This window comes from Cupriavidus cauae, from assembly GCF_008632125.1.
GTDB classification, from domain to species: Bacteria; Pseudomonadota; Gammaproteobacteria; order Burkholderiales; family Burkholderiaceae; genus Cupriavidus; species Cupriavidus cauae.
The window spans coordinates 1-18,703 of the sequence record NZ_VWRN01000026.1 but is presented as its reverse complement, the minus strand read 5'-3'; the positions used below and the strand labels follow the sequence as shown (position 1 = coordinate 18,703).

The following is an 18,703-nucleotide window of genomic DNA, read 5'->3' as shown; positions in this document are numbered from 1 at the left end:
GGCTGGCCGCGCCCGCGCCCGGCACCGCGCTGGCCGAGGCGCAAGGCGGCGCCGATCCGCAGGCCGGCGCGCGCAGCGCCAACGGGCTGCACGATCGCTTCCTGCTGGCGCGGCGCTCGCCGCATGCGTTGGCGGTCGAGGGCTTGCGCAGCGTGCGGGCCTCGCTGTACTTCGGCCTGCGCGGCGCCCCCGATGGCGTGCTGGCGATCACCAGTCCAGCGCCGGGCGCGGGCAAGACCTTCGCCGCGGTCAACCTTGCGGTGCTGTTCGCCGAGGCCGGCCAACGCGTGCTGCTGATCGATGCCGACATGCGGCGCGGCAAGGTCGCGACGTGGTTCGGCCAGGCGGCCGAGCCCGGATTGTCGGACGTGCTGGCCGGCCGCATTCCGGTGGGGGCGGCGGTGCAGCCGACCGTGGTCGCCGGCCTGTGCATCCTCGGCGCCGGTGCCACGCCGGTCAATCCGTCGGAGCTGCTGATGCTGCCGACGCTGAAGGACGCGCTGCAGCAGTGCAAGGAGCGTTTCGACCTGGTCATCGTCGATACGCCGCCTGTGCTGTCGGTCGCGGACGCGATGCTGATCGCCAGCCTGGCCGGCTCGACGCTGCTGGTCATGCGCGCCGACGTGACGCTGCCCGGCCAGGTCGACGACACGCTCAAGCGGCTTGCGCGCGCCGACGCGCGCATCGCGGGCGGCATCATCAACGGCGTGGCCCAGCGCCGCAGCAACCGCGCGGACTTCGCCACCATCAATCCGTATCTTGGCATGCCGCTGCCGCCAGCCACACCGGCGGCCCGTGCCCTCGAACGTCCGGTGGCGGCAGCAGCGGGCAAGGCATGAAGACATGAAGGTGGCATGAAGCGGGCAGCGTACCCGTTTCTGCGTAGGCGCCGGGCAGGATTGCAGAAGCAGCAAGAAGGTTTCGAAGAGGCATGCGCGGGCTCTTGCCCGCGCGCCTTGTCGGCATCCGGGGGAAGACCGATGAAGCGAGTGGCGTTCGACCACTGCGTCGGCTGGCTGCATGCCGGCCCCGGCGCAACCGGCGTGGTGCTGTGCGCGCCGTGGGGCCACGAAGCGATGTGGTCGCATCGCGCCTGGCGGCATCTGGCCGCGGATCTCGCCAGCGCCGGCATGCCGGTGCTGCGCTTCGACTATCCCGGCTGCGGCGATTCGGCGGGTTCCGACGAGGGTCCCGATCGTCTCAGCGCCTGTGCGCACAGCATCGTGCGCGCCGCGCAGACGCTGCGCGCGCATACCGGGGTCGAGCGCGTGGTGCTGTGCGGTCTGCGCCTGGGTGCGACGCTTGCGGTGCTGGCCGCCGAGGCGATGGCCGCCGACGGCGGGCAGCGTCCCGACGGACTGATCCTGCTGGCGCCGCCGGTGACCGGCCGCACCTATCTGCGCGAGCTGCGCGCGCTGCAGCGCAGCTGGTGCAATAACGCGATCCCCGATATTCCGGTGGCGCCGCCGTGCGATGGCAGCTGCGAGGTGCTGGGCTATCGGTTGCCGTCCGACGCGGTGGCCTTGCTCGAGAGCCTGCGGCTCGAACGCCGTGCCACCTGTCCCGCGCCGCGCGTGCTGCTGCTCGATGCGTGGCCCGGCGCCGGTTCGCCGGTCGCCGCGCTGGCGGGCCGATATCGTGCGCAGGGCGCGCAGGTGACGCGGCTCGACTTCGACGAATACCCGGCCATGATGCGCTCGGCCGAGAACAGCAGCGTGCCCGAACATGCGTGGCAGCAGATCGCGCAATGGCTGGGTCCGGCCGCTTCGGTGGCGCGCCGTGGCCAGCCGGCGTGCGACGTCCCGGACGATGCCGTGCTGCGGCTCGAGGGGACGGTGGAGCGGCCGGTGTGGCTCGATGGCGGCCGCCAGTTCGGCGTGCTGTGCACGCCCGAGGATGGCGGCGAGACGACCGGCACGGCGGTGCTGTTCCCGAACACCGGCGGCAACCATCATGTCGGCGACTGCCGGCTGTTCGTCACGCTGTCGCGCCAGCTCGCGCATGCCGGCGTCGCGGCCTTGCGGCTCGACGTATCGGCACTGGGCGACAGTCCGCTGGCCGCTCGCACGATGCGGATCGCGGCGCTCTATGGCGAGCAGCCATGGCGCGATGTCGCGGCCGCGGCGGTGTGGCTCAAGGCGCGCGGCTATCGGCGCGTGGTGGCGGCGGGGGTTTGCTCGGGGGGGTTTATCGCGCTGCAGGCGGCCTTGGCGGCCGCGCCGATCGATGGGCTGGTGCTTGCCAACCTGCTGAAGTTCCGCTGGGACAGCTGCGGTGGCGACAAAGGGGCAAATGCCGAAGCCCAAGCCGGAGCGGAAGCCGACGTCGATGCCGAGCCGCAATCGACGCGAGTCTATCTGGCCGCGGCACGCAAGCCGGCGCAATGGCTGCGGCTGCTGCGCGGCGAGATCGATCCGTGGCCGCATGCCGCCGCACTGGCGCGGCGGTTATTGTCGAGCCGTGCCGGCGCCGAGCCGGGCACGCAGGACCTGGACGTGTATGCGCGCGAGGCGATGCACAGCCTGCAACGCCGCGGCGTGCGCGTGGATCTGCTGTATGGGGCGGGGGATATCGGCCTGGAAGAAGCGCGTGCGCGCTTCGGCCGGCATCTGGAGGCGCTGGCGCCGATGAGCGGCATTCGCGCCCATGTACTGACGCGGCTGGACCATTCGCTGTTTCTCGCGGAGAGCCGCGCGCAATTCGCGGCTTGCCTGATGCGGCATCTGGCGGCGTCCGGGGCGCCGGTGGCGGCGACATCCACGTCTTCGCTGGCCGCGTCTTCGGCCGCTTAGCCCGCAGGCCCGCCCCGCAGACCCCGGACTGGCGCTTGGCCTTCGTCCGGGGCCAGGGGCGGCCCGCGACGCATCAGCGCGCCGGCGGCGTGGTCAGTTCGCGCTTGGCCTCCTCGTTGGCCTCGCGCATCTCCTGCTTGCGTTCCTGCTTGGCGGCCTTCACTTCCTGCTTGTATTCCTGCCGCGCTTCGGACTTGCGCTCGCGGTACTCGCCGCGTGCCTCGGCGCGTGCCATGCGCCGCTCGACCAGCGGATCGAGCTTCGGCTGGAGCTGGTAGACGCCCGGGCCGTACGGCGTGGCGACCATGCCTGCCGGAACGCTGCCGGGAGCGGGGCCGGTGGTCGGCATGGTCGAGGCCGCGCCGGCGGGTGCCATCGTGCCGGCACCGGCGCCGGCGCCAACACTGGCACCAGCGCCAGCGCCGACACCAGTACCACCGGCGCCAGCGGCGGCGCCCGCGCCAACGCTGGTATCGGCACCGGTGCCGGTGGAGGGCGCCATCGGCGCCTGCGCAAAGGCGGTCGCGCTGATCAGACCCGCGGCCAGCGCCGCCAGGGCGGTTCGGGTGCGCACAGTCAGGTTTCGGGACATATCGGACCTCTTGAGTTGTTATCGAACGAAGCCCGCGGCCGATGGGGCCGCGGGGACGACGGTGGCGGCACGCGATCGAAGGATGCTGCCGCCCGCTCGATTTTTGATGGCAAGCGCTCGTCGCCGTTTCCGCCTTTCAACAACTCCTTACAAATGGCCGAAAGACCGACAGCGCGTTCCTACGCGGCGCGCGGCGGCTGTCCTACAAAACGCCGATCCCCGCGCGCAGCGGGGATCGGCGTTGATACGACGGTAGGGTGCCAGCCCGTGCGGATCAGGCGCGCTTGGCCTTGATCGCGCTGTACTGGTTCATATAGCGATACTTGCCGAAGTGGTAGTGCGAGCGGTACCAGCGGCCTTCGACATGCAGGCCGTTGAACAGCACGCCCTTGACGTCGCCGCCGGCATGGCGGATTGCCTTGTCGGTCGCCTGCAGTTCGCTCGCCGTGGTGACATCGGCGCGCGCCACCAGGAAGACCGCACCCGCCCTGCTGGCCAGGATGCCGGCATCGGCCGCCGCCAGCACCGGCGGCGAATCGATCAGCACCACGTCGTAGCGCGACTTCAGTTCATCGATCAGCGCCTCCATGCCCGGGCTGTTCAGCATGTCGGCCGGCTGTGGCGCCTGCGTCCCCGTCGGGATGAAATCCAGCCCCGGCGCGACCTGGCGCTGCACCACCTTGTCCAGCGGCGTGCCGAGCAGCACGTCGCTCAGCCCCGGCGAGCGGCGCGAGCCGAAGCGGTGGTTCAGGCCGCCGCGGCGCAGGTCGGCGTCGACCAGCGCGACGCGCTTGCCGCCGGCACCGAGGATCGCGGCGAAGTTCGCGGCGATGAAGGACTTGCCGACGCCCGGTGCGGGGCCCGTGATCACCACGATGCGGTTGCGGCTGCCGACCAGCGCGAACTGCAGCGCGGTGCGGAAGCTGCGCAGGCTTTCCATCGCCGGGTCCTCGGGCTCCTGCAGCGCGAGCAGGCCAGGCAGCGGCCTGGCGCCGCCGAACTTGCGCGCCTGCTGCTGGCTCTGCGGGATCGTCGCGTAGACCGTCAGGCCGGTATGCTGCTCGATCTCGTCGGCATCGGTCAGTCCGCCGTCGAGCGAGCGACGCACCACCACCATCAGCAGGCCGGCCAGCACGCCCAGGCCCACCGCCACCGCGACGATCAGCGGGCGATTCGGCCGCACCGGTTTGAGCGGCACGCTGGCCGGATCGACCAGGCGCGCGGTGCCGACCTTGCTCGCCTTCATCAGCTTGAGCTGCTGCACGTCGTTGAGCAGGGCCTGATACAGCTCGGTATTGACCTTGACGTCGCGCATCAGGCGCAGCACGTTCTGCTCGACATCGGGCAGGCGCTGGATGCGCCCGGTGACGCCGTTCAGCTGCGCGGTCAGGCTGTCGATCTGGCTGTCGATCGCGGTGATGCTGGGGTGGTCGCCGACGAATCGCATCGCCAGTTCCTGCCGCTTCTGCTTCAGTTCCTGCAGGCGGGTCTGGATCTGCACCGACTGCGCCAGGATCAGCTTCGATTCCTCGCTCAGGTCGACCGTGCCGCGCTGGTTGCGCATCGCGTTATAGCGCGATTCGGCGGCCTCGACCTGCTGGCGCAGCTGCGGCATCTGGCCCTGCAGGAATTCGAGAGATTTCTCGGCTTCGGCGGCCTTGCGGCGTACGTTCTGCTCGACATACTCCATGCCGATCTCGTTCAGGATCGCCGCGGTCAGCTGCGGCGAATCGCCTTCGAGCGTGACGCCGATCACGCCGCTCTGCTTGCCGCGTTCCATGATGTGAAGCTGCTGCTGCAGGCGGGCGATCGCGGCCAGCCGCGGCAGATGGCGCAGTTCGAACTGCGCGCCGGGACGCCCATCGAGCTTGCTGATGGTCAGGTTGACCGGGCCGTAGGCCGTCTTCACCGTCAGCGGCTCGCCGACCTTGCCGTTGGCCCGGGCCGGATCGCTGGCGAAGCTGACGCGGTAATCGCCCTTGCCGAGCGCGGTCACCGTGATCTTGCGCTCGTCCATCTCGGCCGGCACCGTCAGCTCGCTGACCGCGATCGATTCGCTGCCCCAGGCGAATCCGCCCCAGCCGAACAGGCCCGGCTGCGACAGCTCGCTGTTGTTCTGCGCGATCGCGCGGCCCACGATCGGGAAGTAGCGCGGCGACGCCTCGATGTTCAGCATCAGGTTGTCGACCGCGCGCCCGACCACCATGCGCGACTGCAGCAGCTCGATCTCGGCGGAGGCGGCCGACTTGACCTCGATCACCGGCGAGATCTGCGCGGCCACGCGGTTGGTCGCCGCGGTGGTGTTGGTGCTCTCCTCGACCTGCACCATGATGTCGGCGCGATAGACCGGGCGCGCGATCAGCGCATAGATCGCACCGAGCGCGATGACCAGGCCCGCCACCGTCAGGAAGGTCCAGCGGTATCGCGCCAGCACGTCGAACCAGGAGGTCAGATCGACCATGCCATCGCGCTCGTCGGCGCGCTCGGAGTGGGTGCTCCGGATGTTGTTGCTATTCATGATGCCTCCCCGTGACATTCGGCCGGCGCAATGGCTCTTATGCGTACCGACCAGGATTCGATGCCCGTCTTGATCAAGCCGAGTGCGATGGCGAACATGCTGTGCGAACCGCCGAAGGGATCGGGCACGTCGGCCGCGATGAACTCGCAGATGCGATAGACGCGGCCGCGTGCATCCGGAAACCGGCGCTCGACCTCGTCGCGCTGCTCGAGGTCCATCACCAGCACCAGATCGGCCCAGTCCACCAGCTGCGCGTCGACGACGCGGGCGCGATGCCCGCGCAGTTCATGCCCCTCGGCGGCCATCAGCGCGATCGCGCACGGATGCGCCGCCGCGCCGACCGGCGGTGCCAGTCCGGCGGAGGCCACCTCGCACGTTGGCAGCGCCTGCCGCAGCAGCGCTTCGGCCATCGGACTTCGACAGGTATTGCCGATGCAGACCACCAATATGGTTCGGATCATCGCGCCCGCCTATCGGACCACGCCGGCCGTGCCGATCACCGGCTGGGTCGACGGAATCAGCAGGTTGATGACGCGGCTCCAGCGCACCAGTTCGCGGGCATCGACATAGACGACGTCCTTCGGCTCGAGCTCGAATCCTTCCGCGATGGCCAGGGCCACCGGCGAGCTGCCGTCCAGGTGGAACACCTTCGGCTCTTCGCCGGCGGTGGTCTTGCGGATGACGTAGATCTGGTCGGCGCTGGCCGAACTCGGATTCACGCCGCCGGCATCGCCGAGCGCCTCGTTCAGCGTCATGCGTCCGTTGCGCATCAGCAGCGCGGTGGGCCGCAGCACTTCGCCGGTCACGAACACCTTGCTGTCCTCGCGCTGTTCGACGCGCACGATGTCGCCGTTGCGCAGCAGGATGCGCGACGGGTCGACGCCCTTGGCCAGCAGCGCCGGCATGTTGATGTACCAGCTGCGCTCGCCGCGCGTCACGCGGATGCGGCTGCTGTCGCCGGTCTGCGTCAGCACGCCGCCGGCGCGGTTCAGCGCCTCGACCAGCGTCATCGGCGCGTCGTCGATCGGCAGCATGCCGGGCGTCTTGACCTCGCCGTCGACATAGACGCGCTGGCTGCGGAAGGCCAGCACGCGCACCGTCATCTGCGGGTCGCGCACCACGCGCGACAGCGCCTTGGCGATCTGGTCGCGCACCTCGTTGGCGGTCTTGCCGCCAACCTTCATCACGCCCGCGTACGGGAATTGGATGTCGCCGTTGGGACTGACCACATAGCCGGGCACGTTGGCGCTGCCGCCGGTGGCGGGCAGCTCGTAGGCCTGGCCGATGCTGTAGGTCTGCGTCGGGAAGACCAGCTCCGGGTGGTCCCAGACCACCACCGAGATGATGTCGCCCGGGCCCACGCGATACGGCTGCGGCGCGGCGAACAGCTCCTCGACGTTCTCGTTCTCGCGGCGCGAGTTGTTGCGCAGCTCGCGCACCAGGTCCATCGTGATCGGCGTGATCTTGGGCACCGCATCGGGGCCGATGGCGGAGACCGGCGCCTGCTTGTCGAAATACATGCCCGGCGAACTGGCGCAGCCGGCCAGCAGCGCCGCCGCTCCCATCGCGCCGGCCGCGACCAGCCCCGCCACTGCTCGACCGCGGCGCACACTGCGTGGACCGCGTTGCTGATGCTGTTCCAATGCTTTCATGGCAACCTCCCCCCACTGCGACTTGCACATGGACACGCGCACGGCCATGTCCCCCGGATGCTGCCATCGTGTCCGCGCAGGCACTGGGTATCGGTGCGTTGTCACACATTTGATGCGGAGTGGATCGGGAGCCCAACGCAAGGGGAACGAAAGGGGTTGGCGAGGACGCGCTTGCCAGTGTTCGAACTCGCGCAAGCGCGCGTATCACGCAAAAAAAACGGGCCGGATTTCATCCGGCCCGCCTTCGTTCGAACCCCGCCCGGCGTCAGCGCATGCCGCCTCCGGCCTGCAGCGGCAGTTCGGTAATCTCCGCGCGTTCGTTCGCCGGACGCGGCATGCGCGTGACCGACGCAACCGGCGCCGCGCCGTCGCCGTTGACCCATTCGAGCTTGGCACCGCGTTGCAGCGCGGTGTAGACCGCCTCGCCCTTGTTGCGCACCTTCAGACGCTGGTACAGCGTGCAGGCGTGGCTCTTGACCGTGGCCACCGAGATATTGAGCATGCGGCTGACGGTCTTGATCGGATGGCCGCGCGCCAGCAGCACCAGCACCTCGTACTGGCGCGGCGTGATCTGCAGCATTTCGGCTTCGTCGTAGTAGGTCGCTTCCGCGCTGCCGGTGTCGACCGGTGCGGGACGCGGCGCGGCCGCGGCAGCGTGCGGCGGCACGATGCCGCTGCGCGAAGACGCCGGCATCGCGGGATGCGGCGACACCGTGGCGCTGCCCGTCATCGTGGGGCGCACGCCGAGCGAGGGCGGCGCGACCACCGGACCCCCATAGCCGGCCGGCAGCGAGGACGACAGCGTGCCCGCCGCGCCGTTGCCGCGCACGAAATAGCCGCCAACCATCGCCAGGCGAATGGCCGCTTCGAGCACGGCGAGCGAGGCGGACTTCGGCAGGCAGCCGCACACGCCCTGCGCCATGGCGGCAGCCGGAACCTGCAGCGGCACCATATCGGAGAGCAGCAGCACGCGCTGGGCGTTGAGCACGCGGCGGACCTGGGTCAGCAGTTGCCAACCGGCGTCGACATCCTGCGGCATGCCGAACACCATCAGGTCGGTATCGCCGTCGGTGCCGTCAAGAAGAGAGACATCGGCGGGATCGATCGCGATGACCTGATCGATCCCCTCGATGCGCTCCAGCATCTGGTGCAGGCCCAGCCGGAGCAAGGGATGGCTTTCAATCAACAGTGCATTCATGTTCTTTTTCCCCCGTATCTGTGGGCGGAAAACAGGTAAATACACTGGTGAATGCAGTTGCCTCATCGCAGGCGACTTCCCGGCGAAGCGGCTCAGGCCTTCCCCCCGTCTGTCGGTCTCGGCATCACCAGGCCACTGTGGTGCGCCGGCCCCGATAGCCGACCCTGTTCCCCACCCCAAAACATTTATCTTTAATCCGTTTAGGGCATCTTATGGGTTGAGTCAGTCGAAATCAAGTCACCTCCCAGGGACCCGGAAGGATGGGATTACCCCCACTTTTCATAATCCGGTAACCCTTGATCCATAAGCGTTTCCAGCCTCCCCAAATGGGTGAGAATAAATGCGCCCATTAGAGTTTCAATAATGAAACAACGCTTGTTCGATAATGTTTCAGCGTTGAAACTCGTGTCATCGCCGATGGCGTTCCCATCGCAGTAGATCCAGCCCCGCCCGGGCCATCGATACAGCGCTGAAACAGCAGCGGCCCGCACCGTCACGGATCGCGCCGCGCACACGGACGGGGCCCCGCGAACGGGGGGCCCGCCAAATGGATGAGTGGGTTCTCCACCATCAGGATGATGACCGCGAGGCAGCGCGCATCGTCCCTCCCTCCACCCTGCTTCCACCCTTCTGCCGCCGTCCTGCCGCCGTTCGTGCGGAGGGCATCCGCCCGGCGCGGGACCCTGTCGCGCCACGCCCCGCTGGGTGCGCCAACGAACAGAGCTTGCCCATCGCGCTGCCTACGCTTTGTGGCACGGAGCGCCGCCCGCCAGCACGGCGCGTCTTGGCGCGGCATGTTCGTCACTGTGCGCCATCCCATCCTGCTGCATGCCGATACGGTCAGGGCCATGAAGCTTCTTCACATCATTGCGACTATCAATCCGGCCGGCGGCGGCCCGATCGAAGGCTTGCGGCAGTTGCGCATGCCGCTGGTCGAACGCGGCGTGCATGTCGATGTCGTCTGCGGCGACGATCCGAATGCGCCATGGGTGCGCGAGAGCGAGCTCAACGTGATCGCGCTGGGGCCTTCGAAGGGCATCTACACCTATAACCCGCGCCTGCTGCCGTGGCTGCGCGAACACGGCACGCGCTACGACGCGGTCATCATCGAAGGTCTCTGGCAGTTCCACAGCCTGGCCGCGCTCTGGGTGCTGCGCGGCAAGGTGCCGTATTACGTGTTCACCCACGGCATGCTGGACCCCTGGTTCAAGACCCGCTATCCGCTCAAGCATCTGAAGAAGCTGGTGTACTGGCTGCTGTTCGAGCGCCGCGCGCTGCGCCATGCCACCGGGGTGCTGTTCACCTGCGACGAAGAGCGCCGGCGCGCGCGCCTGTCGTTTCCCTGGTACCACTGCACCGAACGCATCGCGTCCTATGGCACCGCGCAGCCCCCGGCCGACGACGGCACGCTGCGCGCGGCCTTTCACGCGGCCTTTCCGCAGACCGAGGGCAAGCGCATCGTGCTGTTCTTCGGGCGCATCCACGAGAAGAAGGGCTGCGATCTGCTGATCGAGGCCTTCGCGCGCGTGGCGAACGTCGATCCCGCGCTGCAGCTGGTGATTGCCGGCCCGGGCGCGCCGGCGTTGCGCGAGGACCTGGAGATGCTGGCCGAGCGGGTCGGCGTCGCCCCGCGCGTGGTGTGGACCGGCATGCTGTCCGGCCCGCAGAAGTGGGGTGCCTTCCATGCCGCCGAAGTGTTCTGCCTGCCCTCGCACCAGGAGAACTTCGGCGTCGCGGTGGTCGAGGCGCTCGGTTGCGGCGTGCCGGTGCTGATCTCCGACAAGGTCAATATCTGGCGCGAGATCGAGGCGGACGGCGCGGGCATCGTGCGCACCGACACGGTCGACGGCACCGAACAGGCGCTGCGCGAATGGCTGGCCGCCGACGCGGCCACGCGCGCGCGCATGCGCGCCGCCGCGCCGGCCTCGTTCGCGCGGCGCTTCCAGAGCAGGCAGGTCGGACAACGCCTGCTCGACATCATTCAGGGCCGCGCCGATGGCGCGCCGCCGGCCGACCGCGATTCCGGACCGGCGCTTTCGCATGCGGCCCCTTAGCGGTTGACCGGGAGACTGACATGCGAGAACTGATCCTCAATGCCGACGATTTCGGCTGGGATGCCGATACCTGCGACGCCACCATTGCCTGCTTCGAGGCCGGGCTGCTGACCAGCGCCACCATCATGACCGGCCGGCCGGCGTCGCAGCAGGCGTACGACTACGCGCGCCGCAACCGGGGGCGCTTCTCGTTCGGCCTGCATTTCAACATGGTCGACGGCCATCTGCCGCATGCGGGCCGGCCCTCGTCGCTGTGCACGCCCGACGGGCGCTTTCGCGCCAGCCATCGGCAGCGCGTGCGCGCGCTCGCCTGGATGCTGTCGGAGGACGATATCGCGCGCGAGTTCCGCGTGCAGCTCGAAGAGCTGCGCGACCACGGCGTCGAGGTGACCCATGTCGACAGCCACGGCCATCTGCACAAGTTTCCCATCGTGATCAGCGCGCTGCGCACCGAACTCGAACGGGCCGGCCTCGAATGGGTACGGCGGCCGCAGAACTTCTACTTCACCGCCAATCCGCGCCAGGCGGTGATGAACAACTATTGCCAGCGCTACTTCAACGGGCTGCGCCATACCCATTACTACGGCGCGATCAATCACGACAACACCGACTGGGCCGCGCGGCTGCCGGAGCTGCTGCGCGACGGGCTCACCGAGATCTCTGTCCATCCCGGCTTTGCGGAGCCCTGGCGGCGCTGCGAGACCGAACCGCTGGTCAGCGCCACCGAGTTGCGCACGGCGCTGCAGCGCGCGGGCATCGCGCTGCGGAGGTACGGCCAATGACCGCTCCGCTGGCCCGTAGCCTGCCGGCGCAGGCGGTGACGCGTCCCGATACGCCGCAGGCCGCCGCCGACGGCGCGCATGCCGTGCCGTGCAAGACCGCCAAGGTGTCGGTGCTGATCCTGACGCTGAACGAGGAGAAGAACCTTGCACGGTGCCTGGAGTCGGTGTCGTGGTGCGACGATGTCGTCGTGCTGGACTCGTACAGCACGGACCAGACGCTGGAGATCGCGCGGCGCCACGGCGCGCGCGTGTTCCAGCGCAAGTTCGACAACTGGTCGGCCCATCAGAACTGGGCCAACGAGAACATCGACTTCAAGCATCGGTGGGTCTACTACTCCGACGCGGACGAAGTGGTCAGCCCGGAGCTGGCGGTGGAGCTGCGCGAGATCGCCGACCGGGTGCCGGGCGACGAGGCCGAAGCGCCCGTGGCCTACCGCGTGCGCTACAAGAACTACTTTCTCGGCAAATGGATCCGCTTCGCCGGCGGCTATCCAATCTGGGTGCTGCGCTTCTTCCAGCCGGACAAGGTGCGCTGGGAGCGGCTGGTCAATCCGGCGCCGGTGGTCGACGGGTCGGTCGGCTTCCTGCGCCATCATTTCCTGCACTACAGCTTCAACAAGGGCTTCGACGCCTGGTTCGACAAGCACAACAAATATTCGATGGGGGAGGCGCTGGAGACCATCCGCAGTCTGGACGAGGACAAGTTCCGTTTTTCCTCGCTGTTGGCCTCCGATCCGCCGGCGCGCCGGCGGGCGCTGAAAGAGCTGTCGTTCCGCCTGCCGATGCGGCCGGTGGCGCGCTTTCTGTACCTGTACCTGCTGAAGTTCGGTTTCATCGACGGGAAGGCCGGATTTCATTACTGCGTGCTGGTATCGATCTACGAATACATGGTGGTGCTGAAGGTACAGGAGCAGCGAAGACGGGCGATGCAGTTACCCCTGTAGCCGGCGTGCGCCGCCACCGCTGGAGAGAACCATGCGAGTGGCCTACGTGACGACGTACGACGCTTCCGATCCCCACGCCTGGTCGGGATCGGCAAGCTATATCCCGCGCGCGCTGCGCAGCAGCGCGATCGAGACCGAGGTGATCGACAAGGTCGACGAGGGGCCGGTGCTGGCCTGCCTGCTGCGCGCCAAGGCGCTGGCCTATCGGCGGCTGTTGCGGCGCGACTACCAGCGCGACCGCTCGCCGACGGTGGCGCGCCGCTACGCGCAGCGCGTGCAGCGCCGCCTGGAGGGCGCGCACTGCGACGCGGTGCTCAGCCCCGGCACGCTGCCGGTGTCGTGCCTCGACACGGACCGTCCGATCGCGATCTGGACCGACGCGACCTTCGACGGCATGGTCGGCTTCTATCCCGGCTTCAGCAACTTCTGCAAGGAAACGCTGCGCGACGGCCATCGGCTCGAGCAGCAGGCGCTGTCGCGCTGCCGCCTGGCGATCTTCAGCTCGGAATGGGCCGCGGCCACCGCGCTGCGCCACTACGACGTCGATGCGGCCAAGGTCAAGGTGGTGCCGTTCGGCGCCAACCTCGAATGCAGGCGCACCTCGCAGGATATCGAGCGGATCGTGCTGGGCAAGGACTACCGCGTCTGCCGGCTGCTGATGGTCGGCGTGGACTGGATGCGCAAGGGCGGCGAGACCGCGCTGGCCGTGGCGCAATGCCTGAATCGCCGCGGCCTTCCGACCGAGCTGCATGTGGTCGGCTGCCGTCCGCCGTACGAACCACCCAGCTTCGTCAAGCTGCACGGTTTCGTGCCCAAGAGCACGGAAGCGGGCCGGCGCCGCTTCGAGCGGCTGATGAGCGAGGCCCATTTCCTGCTGCTGCCCTCGACCGCCGAGTGCTACGGCGTGGTGCTGGCCGAGGCCAGCTCCTTCGGACTGCCGTCGCTGGCCACGCGGGTCGGCGGCATTCCGACCGCGGTACGCGATCGCCGCAACGGCATGACCTTCGAGCTGCAGGCCGATCCGGCCGAGTGGTGCGACTACATCGAGCGCGTGTTCCAGTCCGCGCCGCACTATGGCGCGCTCGCCCGCGGCGCGTACCGGGAGTACGCCGAACGGCTGAACTGGCGCAGCGCCGGCGAGCAGGTCAAGCAACTGCTGCGCAGCCATTGCGCCTAGCGGCACGCGCGGCCGCCACACTGCGCGGGCATCCCACGAAAAGTAACTTGACCTTTTATGAGGTCGAGGCAACAGTGCGACGCCATGTTGGACGCTACATTGTCTGCACAAGAGGACCTTTGGTTCGCAACACGTTGCAGGGCGATCGACGATGACTGAAAAGACCGTACTGGTCACCGGGGCGAGAGGCTTCTTCGGCGGTTACGTCGTGGAGCACTATCTTGCCGCGGGCTGGCGTGTGGTCGGCCTCGGCCACGGCAGCCCGGGCAGCGCCTGCGCCGGCCGCGTGGTCTGGCACCAGGCCCCGGTCAGTCTCGAGCGCCTGGAGCGGCTGGAGATCGAGCCGGATCTGCTGGTGCACTGCGCCGGCGGCGGGTCGGTGTCGGCATCGCTGCGCGATCCTTTCGGCGATCACGCCCGCACCGTCGACACGACCGCCGCCGTGCTCGAATACATCCGGCGGCATTGCCCACGCACCCCGGTGGTCTATCCGTCCAGCGCCGCGGTCTATGGCAACGCCGCGCATCTGCCCGCAAGCGAAGGCAGCACGGCGCCGCTGCGGCCGGCCTCTCCCTATGGCATGCACAAGTTGATGGCCGAGCAGTTGTGCGCGTCGTATGGCGCGCACTTCGGCGTGTCGGTGGCGGTGGTGCGCTTTTTTTCGCTCTTTGGCGAGGGGCAGCGCAAGCAGCTGCTGTGGGACGCATGCCGCAAGATCGGCCAGCGCGACGACCTCTATTGCGGCACGGGCGAGGAGAGCCGCGATTGGCTCCATGCCGAGGATGCGGCGCGCCTGGTGGCCGCGGTGGCGGCGCAGGCGTCGCCGGCCTGCCCGATCTACAACGGCGCCAGCGGCACGACCACCACGGTCAGGCAGGTGCTGACGCTGCTGTATCGGGACCTGGCGCCGTCGCGCCATCCGCGCTTTTCGCTGGCGGTCCGTCACGGCGACCCTTGCGACCAGTGCGCCGATATCGGTCATACGCTGAGCACCGGCTGGGCCCCGCAGATCCGGCTCGAAACGGGCGTGCGGCGCTATGCCCAATGGTTCGAGGCAGTGTGCGATGACTAGGGTCGGTTTCGTTTTCGCCTTCCAGGATCGCGGCTGGCTCGGCGGCATCAGCTACTTCCGCAACCTGCTGTGGGCGCTGCACACACTGCCCGGACGCACGATCGATCCGGTGATCCTGACCGGCGAGCGCACGCCGGCGGACCTGCTCGAAGGCATGCCGCCGCTGCCGGTTCATCGCACGGCGCTGCTCGATCGCCGCCGTCCGTGGTGGTACGTGCGCAAGGCCTGCCAGGTGGCAAGCGGCACGGACCTGCTGCTGGCCCGCTATCTGGCCCGCAACGGCATCGCGGTGCTGTCGCACCACAACCCGCTCGGTCCGCGCGCCGGCGTGCCGACGCTGGGCTGGATTCCCGATTTCCAGCATCTGCATCTGCCCCAGATGTTCTCCGCCGAAGAGATCGCGATGCGCGACCGCCTGTTCGCGTCCTTGTGCCAGGGCTCGGCGCGCGTGCTGGTCAGCAGCCACGCCGCGTGCCGCGATCTGCAGCGCTGCTTTCCGGCGCAGGCGCATCGCGCCCGCGTGCTGCAGTTCGTGGCCAACATGAATCCGCTGGCGCCGGCGCCGCCGGTGTCCGAGCTGGAGCGCCGCTACGGCTTTCGCGGTCCCTACTTCCATTTGCCGAACCAGCTGTGGCAGCACAAGAACCACGGCATCGTGGTCGAGGCACTGCGCCTGCTGAAGCAGCGCGGGATCGAAGCGCTGGTGCTGTCGACGGGCCAGACCGCCGACCATCGGCAGCCCGGCTATGGCCAGCGCCTGCTGGGCAGCGTCGCGGAGGCCGGCCTGCAGCGGAATTTCCGCTTCCTCGGCGTGGTCCCGCACGGCGATCTGGCCGGCCTGATGCGTGGCGCGGCCGCGCTGATCAACCCGTCGCGCTTCGAAGGATGGAGCACCACGGTGGAAGAGGCCAGGTCGCTGAACAAGCCGATCCTGCTGTCCGATATCGAGGTCCACCGCGAACAGGCGCCGCCACGCGGGGTCTTCTTCGCCCCGGACGATGCGCCCGCGCTGGCCGACGCGATGGCGCAGGCGCTTGCCTGTCCGGCCTCGTCCGAGCGCGACGCCGAGCAGGCGCGCCTTGCCCGCGACGACCTGGCACGGCGCCGTCGCCGCTTCGCCGAGACCTACCAGCAGATCGTGATGGAGTTGAGCGCCTGAGCGCCTGAGCAGTTGAACACCTGAGCTCCTGAGCTCGTGAGCGCGGCGTCGCGCCGCCGCGTCACCCTGCGCCGCGGCTCGGCGGTTCAGTCCCTGCGACTCAGCGTCCCTGCGGCTTGCGCGTGCCGATTGCCCGCGCCGGCGTACCGCCGTAGACGGTCCACGGCGTCGGCAGCGATTTGGTGACCACCGAGCGCGGCGCGACCACCGCGCCTTCCGGCACGGACACCCCCGGCGAGACGAAGCTCTCAGCGCAGATCCACACCCGCGGCGCCAGCGTGATCGGCGAGGCGATCAGCTGGAAGTTCGGGCTGTTGTAGTCGTGCGAGCCGGTGCACAGATGCGTGCCTTGCGACACCACGCAGTATTCGCCGATGTCGATGCGCTCGATGTTGTACAGCGTGACGCCGTCGGCCACGCCGGCATTGTTGCCGATGCGCAGATTCCACGGTGCCCAGATGCGCACGCCCGGGTAGACATGGACATGGCGCCCGAGCTGCGCGCCGAACAGCCGCAGCAGCGCGGCGCGCCAGGCGTGTGCGGGCCGCGGGCTGGGACGGAACAGGAACAGCCAGACCCAGTTCCAGATCTGCCGCTGCACGCGGTTCCCCAGCGAGAACGAGGGGCCCATGGTCGGATCGTCTTGCGTAATCAGCATCGGCTGTCCCGGTAAGCGCGCGGCGCGCATGGGACGATGGTGTGCCGGGACACGCCGACGGTCGGTGCGGCCGGTCACAGACCCCGCGCCGTGGATGCCCGGCGGCCTGGAATGGGACTTGCACGAGCGGTGGATCGTGCAGGAGACCATTCATGCGGATCCATCATCTGAACTGCATCTCGACTTGTCCGCTGGGCGGGCGCCTGATGGACGGACGTTCCCGTTCGATCCTCGAGCGCGGCGAGCTGGCCTGCCACTGCCTGCTCGTCGAGCTGCCGGAGTGCCTGGTGCTGGTCGATACCGGCATGGGGCGGCGCGACGTGCAGGACCCGCGCTCGCGCCTGAGCGGCTTCTTCCTGACGCTGTTGCGGCCCGATTTCCGCGACGAGATGACGGCCTACCGGCAGGTGGAGGCGCTCGGCTTCGATCCGCGCGACGTGCGGCACATCGTGCTGACGCATCTGGACTTCGACCACGCCGGCGGACTCGACGACTTCCCCTGGGCCACCGTCCACCTGATGGCGGCCGAGCGCGACTATGCGCGGCTGCAGCGCACGTGGCTGGACCGCCAGCGCTTCCGGCCGCAGCAGTGGTCGACGCAGGAACGCTGGCGCACCTACGCACCGGACGTCGGCGAGCGCTGGTACGGCTTCGACCGCGTCCGCACGCTCGACGGCCTGCCGCCCGAGATCGCGATGGTTGCATTGCCCGGCCATACCTTTGGCCATGCCGGCATCGCGGTGCAGGCTCAGGGCGAATGGCTGCTGCAGGCGGGCGACGCCTATTTCCATCACGGCGAGCTCGACCCGGTGCGGCCCTACTGCACGCCGGGGCTGCGCTTCTATCAATGGATGATGGAAAAGGACCGTGAGGCTCGCCTGGCGACACAACGGCATCTGCGCGAGCTCAAGGAACGGCGCGACGGCCATATGACGGTCTGCTGCGGCCACGACGTGGTCGAGTTCGAACGGCTGTCGCGGCGCTCGGCGCGCGTGCCGGCCCGCGCGTTTGCCACGGCGCCTTGATCGCCCCCGGGCGCCGATGACGCGCGATGCGCGCCGGCCCCAAATATGCAAGCCCGTGGAGCAATTTCTGCAAGCGCTGCAGCGCGGCGCAGGAGCCCCATGTTGCAGGTGGCTCGCAAATACCGGCATGCGGCTTGCGTGGCGAGCGGGTAGATCACCACGACAATCAGGAGGGACAGCATGAAACCACGAGATCTGCTGGTGGTGGCCGCGTCTTGCCTCGCGCTGGCGAGCCAGCTCGCGATGGCGCAGGGCCGCTCGAGCGGCGGCAGCGGCAAGGCAGGATCGACCGGCATGAGCGATAGCGCCGGCGCTGGCGCAGGTACCGCGGCCGGCGCCAGCGCTCCCGTCAGCGGCGGTGCGCGCGGCGCGGTCGGCCCCGGACAGGGCGCCCAGTCGAGCGTGCAAGGCAGCGCGCAAGGCAGCGGGCAAGGCGGGGCCCAGGGCGGCGCGCAAGCCGGCGCCGGCGGCTCCCGTCAATCCCGCGCCGGCGATGTCGAGCATGGCGGCAGTCCGACCACCGGTTCGCCGTCGGGCGGACGTCAGCCGCCCGGCAGCGCGAAGGCCGCGCCCGGTGGCGGCACAGGGAAGACCGCGGGGAACAACGCGGGGAACAACGCGGGCAACACCGCTGCCAACATCGGCGGCGACGCGACCAGCGGCAAGCCGGCGAGCGGCTCGCGCCGCGCCGGCGGCGTGTCCGACTCGACCCAGGGCAGCAGCCGCGCCAGCGCCGGCGGCGGCAAGGCCAGCACGCCGTCCGGGGCGACCCAGGGCAGCGGCACATCGGATCGCGGCACGGGCGGGGGCGGCGTGACCAGCGGCAGTGACCGCTGAGGCAAACGCCGCCCGAAACGCCCGAAACGCCCGAAACACCCGAAACGCCCGAAACGCCCGAAACGCCCGAAACGCCCGAAACACCCGAAACGCCGTCCGTTACTCGGTGCCGACGCTCGCGGCCGGCACGCTGACCGCCGCGTGCTCGCCGCACAGGGCCCGCATCGCGGCCTCCCAGCGGCCCAGCACCGCGTCGCGGTCCAGATGCCGCTCGGCCCAGGCGCGGCCCGCCGCGCCGAGCGC

The 18,703-nt window shown here is 69.1% G+C and carries 16 protein-coding genes; 10 read left to right on the top strand and 6 right to left on the bottom strand.

Annotated features, from left to right (window positions below; all coding sequences use genetic code 11):
* Both F1599_RS08975 and F1599_RS08970 read left to right on the top strand, forming a co-directional pair.
* Positions 1-839, top strand: an 839-nt coding sequence (locus F1599_RS08975; protein WP_150082812.1) for a CpsD/CapB family tyrosine-protein kinase, incomplete at its 5' end; no start/stop codon positions are given.
* A gap of 141 nt (positions 840-980) precedes the next feature.
* Complete coding sequence (locus tag F1599_RS08970; RefSeq protein WP_150082811.1) at positions 981-2,792, top strand: alpha/beta hydrolase; 1,812 nt, start codon at positions 981-983, stop codon at positions 2,790-2,792.
* Positions 2,793-2,865: 73 nt separating this feature from the next.
* Here F1599_RS08970 and F1599_RS08965 read toward each other — a convergent pair whose 3' ends face one another.
* The 5 genes from F1599_RS08965 to F1599_RS08945 all read right to left on the bottom strand — a co-directional run bounded on the left by F1599_RS08965 (position 2,866) and on the right by F1599_RS08945 (position 8,752).
* The gene (locus F1599_RS08965; RefSeq protein ID WP_149318577.1) at positions 2,866-3,384 is read right to left on the bottom strand and encodes a hypothetical protein; all 519 of its coding nucleotides are present in this window, start codon (positions 3,382-3,384) and stop codon (positions 2,866-2,868) included.
* 274 nt (positions 3,385-3,658) lie between these two features.
* Positions 3,659-5,902, bottom strand: a complete 2,244-nt coding sequence (locus tag F1599_RS08960) for a polysaccharide biosynthesis tyrosine autokinase (protein WP_149318576.1) — start codon at positions 5,900-5,902, stop codon at positions 3,659-3,661.
* On the bottom strand, positions 5,899-6,363 hold the full coding sequence (locus F1599_RS08955; protein WP_149318575.1) for an arsenate reductase/protein-tyrosine-phosphatase family protein: 465 nt from the start codon (positions 6,361-6,363) through the stop codon (positions 5,899-5,901). Before F1599_RS08955 ends, F1599_RS08960 begins: the two co-directional genes overlap by 4 nt.
* A 9-nt stretch (positions 6,364-6,372) precedes the next feature.
* Entirely contained in the window at positions 6,373-7,554 is a 1,182-nt protein-coding gene (locus tag F1599_RS08950; RefSeq protein WP_455423655.1) for a polysaccharide biosynthesis/export family protein, read from the bottom strand.
* A 265-nt stretch (positions 7,555-7,819) separates the two neighbouring features.
* Entirely contained in the window at positions 7,820-8,752 is a 933-nt protein-coding gene (locus F1599_RS08945; protein WP_149318574.1) for a response regulator transcription factor, read from the bottom strand.
* A gap of 848 nt (positions 8,753-9,600) precedes the next feature.
* Between F1599_RS08945 and F1599_RS08940 the strand changes: the two genes are divergently transcribed.
* From F1599_RS08940 to F1599_RS08915, 6 genes are all read left to right on the top strand, one after another.
* The gene (locus F1599_RS08940) at positions 9,601-10,806 is read left to right on the top strand and encodes a glycosyltransferase (protein ID WP_150082810.1); all 1,206 of its coding nucleotides are present in this window, start codon (positions 9,601-9,603) and stop codon (positions 10,804-10,806) included.
* 20 nt (positions 10,807-10,826) lie between these two features.
* On the top strand, positions 10,827-11,588 hold the full coding sequence (locus F1599_RS08935) for a ChbG/HpnK family deacetylase (RefSeq protein ID WP_149318572.1): 762 nt from the start codon (positions 10,827-10,829) through the stop codon (positions 11,586-11,588).
* Entirely contained in the window at positions 11,585-12,532 is a 948-nt protein-coding gene (locus F1599_RS08930) for a glycosyltransferase family 2 protein (protein WP_149318571.1), read from the top strand. Before F1599_RS08935 ends, F1599_RS08930 begins: the two co-directional genes overlap by 4 nt.
* A 31-nt stretch (positions 12,533-12,563) precedes the next feature.
* Positions 12,564-13,709 (top strand): glycosyltransferase family 4 protein, encoded by a 1,146-nt coding sequence (locus F1599_RS08925; RefSeq protein ID WP_223819541.1) that lies wholly within the window; start codon positions 12,564-12,566, stop codon positions 13,707-13,709.
* 151 nt (positions 13,710-13,860) lie between these two features.
* Positions 13,861-14,781, top strand: coding sequence for an NAD-dependent epimerase/dehydratase family protein (locus F1599_RS08920; protein WP_150082809.1), 921 nt, complete (start codon positions 13,861-13,863; stop codon positions 14,779-14,781).
* Positions 14,774-15,940, top strand: coding sequence for a glycosyltransferase family 4 protein (locus F1599_RS08915; RefSeq protein WP_190286333.1), 1,167 nt, complete (start codon positions 14,774-14,776; stop codon positions 15,938-15,940). Before F1599_RS08920 ends, F1599_RS08915 begins: the two co-directional genes overlap by 8 nt.
* 100 nt (positions 15,941-16,040) lie before the next feature.
* Here F1599_RS08915 and F1599_RS08910 read toward each other — a convergent pair whose 3' ends face one another.
* Positions 16,041-16,598, bottom strand: a complete 558-nt coding sequence (locus F1599_RS08910; RefSeq protein ID WP_149318568.1) for an LbetaH domain-containing protein — start codon at positions 16,596-16,598, stop codon at positions 16,041-16,043.
* Between the two features lie 152 nt (positions 16,599-16,750).
* On the opposite strand from F1599_RS08910, the gene F1599_RS08905 reads away from it, so the two are divergent.
* Positions 16,751-17,623, top strand: a complete 873-nt coding sequence (locus tag F1599_RS08905) for an MBL fold metallo-hydrolase (protein WP_150082807.1) — start codon at positions 16,751-16,753, stop codon at positions 17,621-17,623.
* A gap of 180 nt (positions 17,624-17,803) precedes the next feature.
* On the top strand, positions 17,804-18,460 hold the full coding sequence (locus F1599_RS08900) for a hypothetical protein (RefSeq protein ID WP_150082806.1): 657 nt from the start codon (positions 17,804-17,806) through the stop codon (positions 18,458-18,460).
* Positions 18,461-18,703 lie beyond the last annotated feature (243 nt).

Coding starts and splice junctions, on each gene's coding strand:
- F1599_RS08965 (WP_149318577.1), bottom strand. CDS start 3,384: ATGTCCCGAAACCTGACTGTGCGCACCCGAACCGCCCTGGCGGCGCTG.
- F1599_RS08930 (WP_149318571.1), top strand. CDS start 11,585: ATGACCGCTCCGCTGGCCCGTAGCCTGCCGGCGCAGGCGGTGACGCGT.
- F1599_RS08935 (WP_149318572.1), top strand. CDS start 10,827: ATGCGAGAACTGATCCTCAATGCCGACGATTTCGGCTGGGATGCCGAT.
- F1599_RS08940 (WP_150082810.1), top strand. CDS start 9,601: ATGAAGCTTCTTCACATCATTGCGACTATCAATCCGGCCGGCGGCGGC.
- F1599_RS08925 (WP_223819541.1), top strand. CDS start 12,564: ATGCGAGTGGCCTACGTGACGACGTACGACGCTTCCGATCCCCACGCC.
- F1599_RS08950 (WP_455423655.1), bottom strand. CDS start 7,554: ATGAAAGCATTGGAACAGCATCAGCAACGCGGTCCACGCAGTGTGCGC.
- F1599_RS08955 (WP_149318575.1), bottom strand. CDS start 6,363: ATGATCCGAACCATATTGGTGGTCTGCATCGGCAATACCTGTCGAAGT.
- F1599_RS08910 (WP_149318568.1), bottom strand. CDS start 16,598: ATGCTGATTACGCAAGACGATCCGACCATGGGCCCCTCGTTCTCGCTG.
- F1599_RS08960 (WP_149318576.1), bottom strand. CDS start 5,902: ATGAATAGCAACAACATCCGGAGCACCCACTCCGAGCGCGCCGACGAG.
- F1599_RS08920 (WP_150082809.1), top strand. CDS start 13,861: ATGACTGAAAAGACCGTACTGGTCACCGGGGCGAGAGGCTTCTTCGGC.
- F1599_RS08905 (WP_150082807.1), top strand. CDS start 16,751: ATGCGGATCCATCATCTGAACTGCATCTCGACTTGTCCGCTGGGCGGG.
- F1599_RS08945 (WP_149318574.1), bottom strand. CDS start 8,752: ATGAATGCACTGTTGATTGAAAGCCATCCCTTGCTCCGGCTGGGCCTG.
- F1599_RS08970 (WP_150082811.1), top strand. CDS start 981: ATGAAGCGAGTGGCGTTCGACCACTGCGTCGGCTGGCTGCATGCCGGC.
- F1599_RS08900 (WP_150082806.1), top strand. CDS start 17,804: ATGAAACCACGAGATCTGCTGGTGGTGGCCGCGTCTTGCCTCGCGCTG.
- F1599_RS08915 (WP_190286333.1), top strand. CDS start 14,774: ATGACTAGGGTCGGTTTCGTTTTCGCCTTCCAGGATCGCGGCTGGCTC.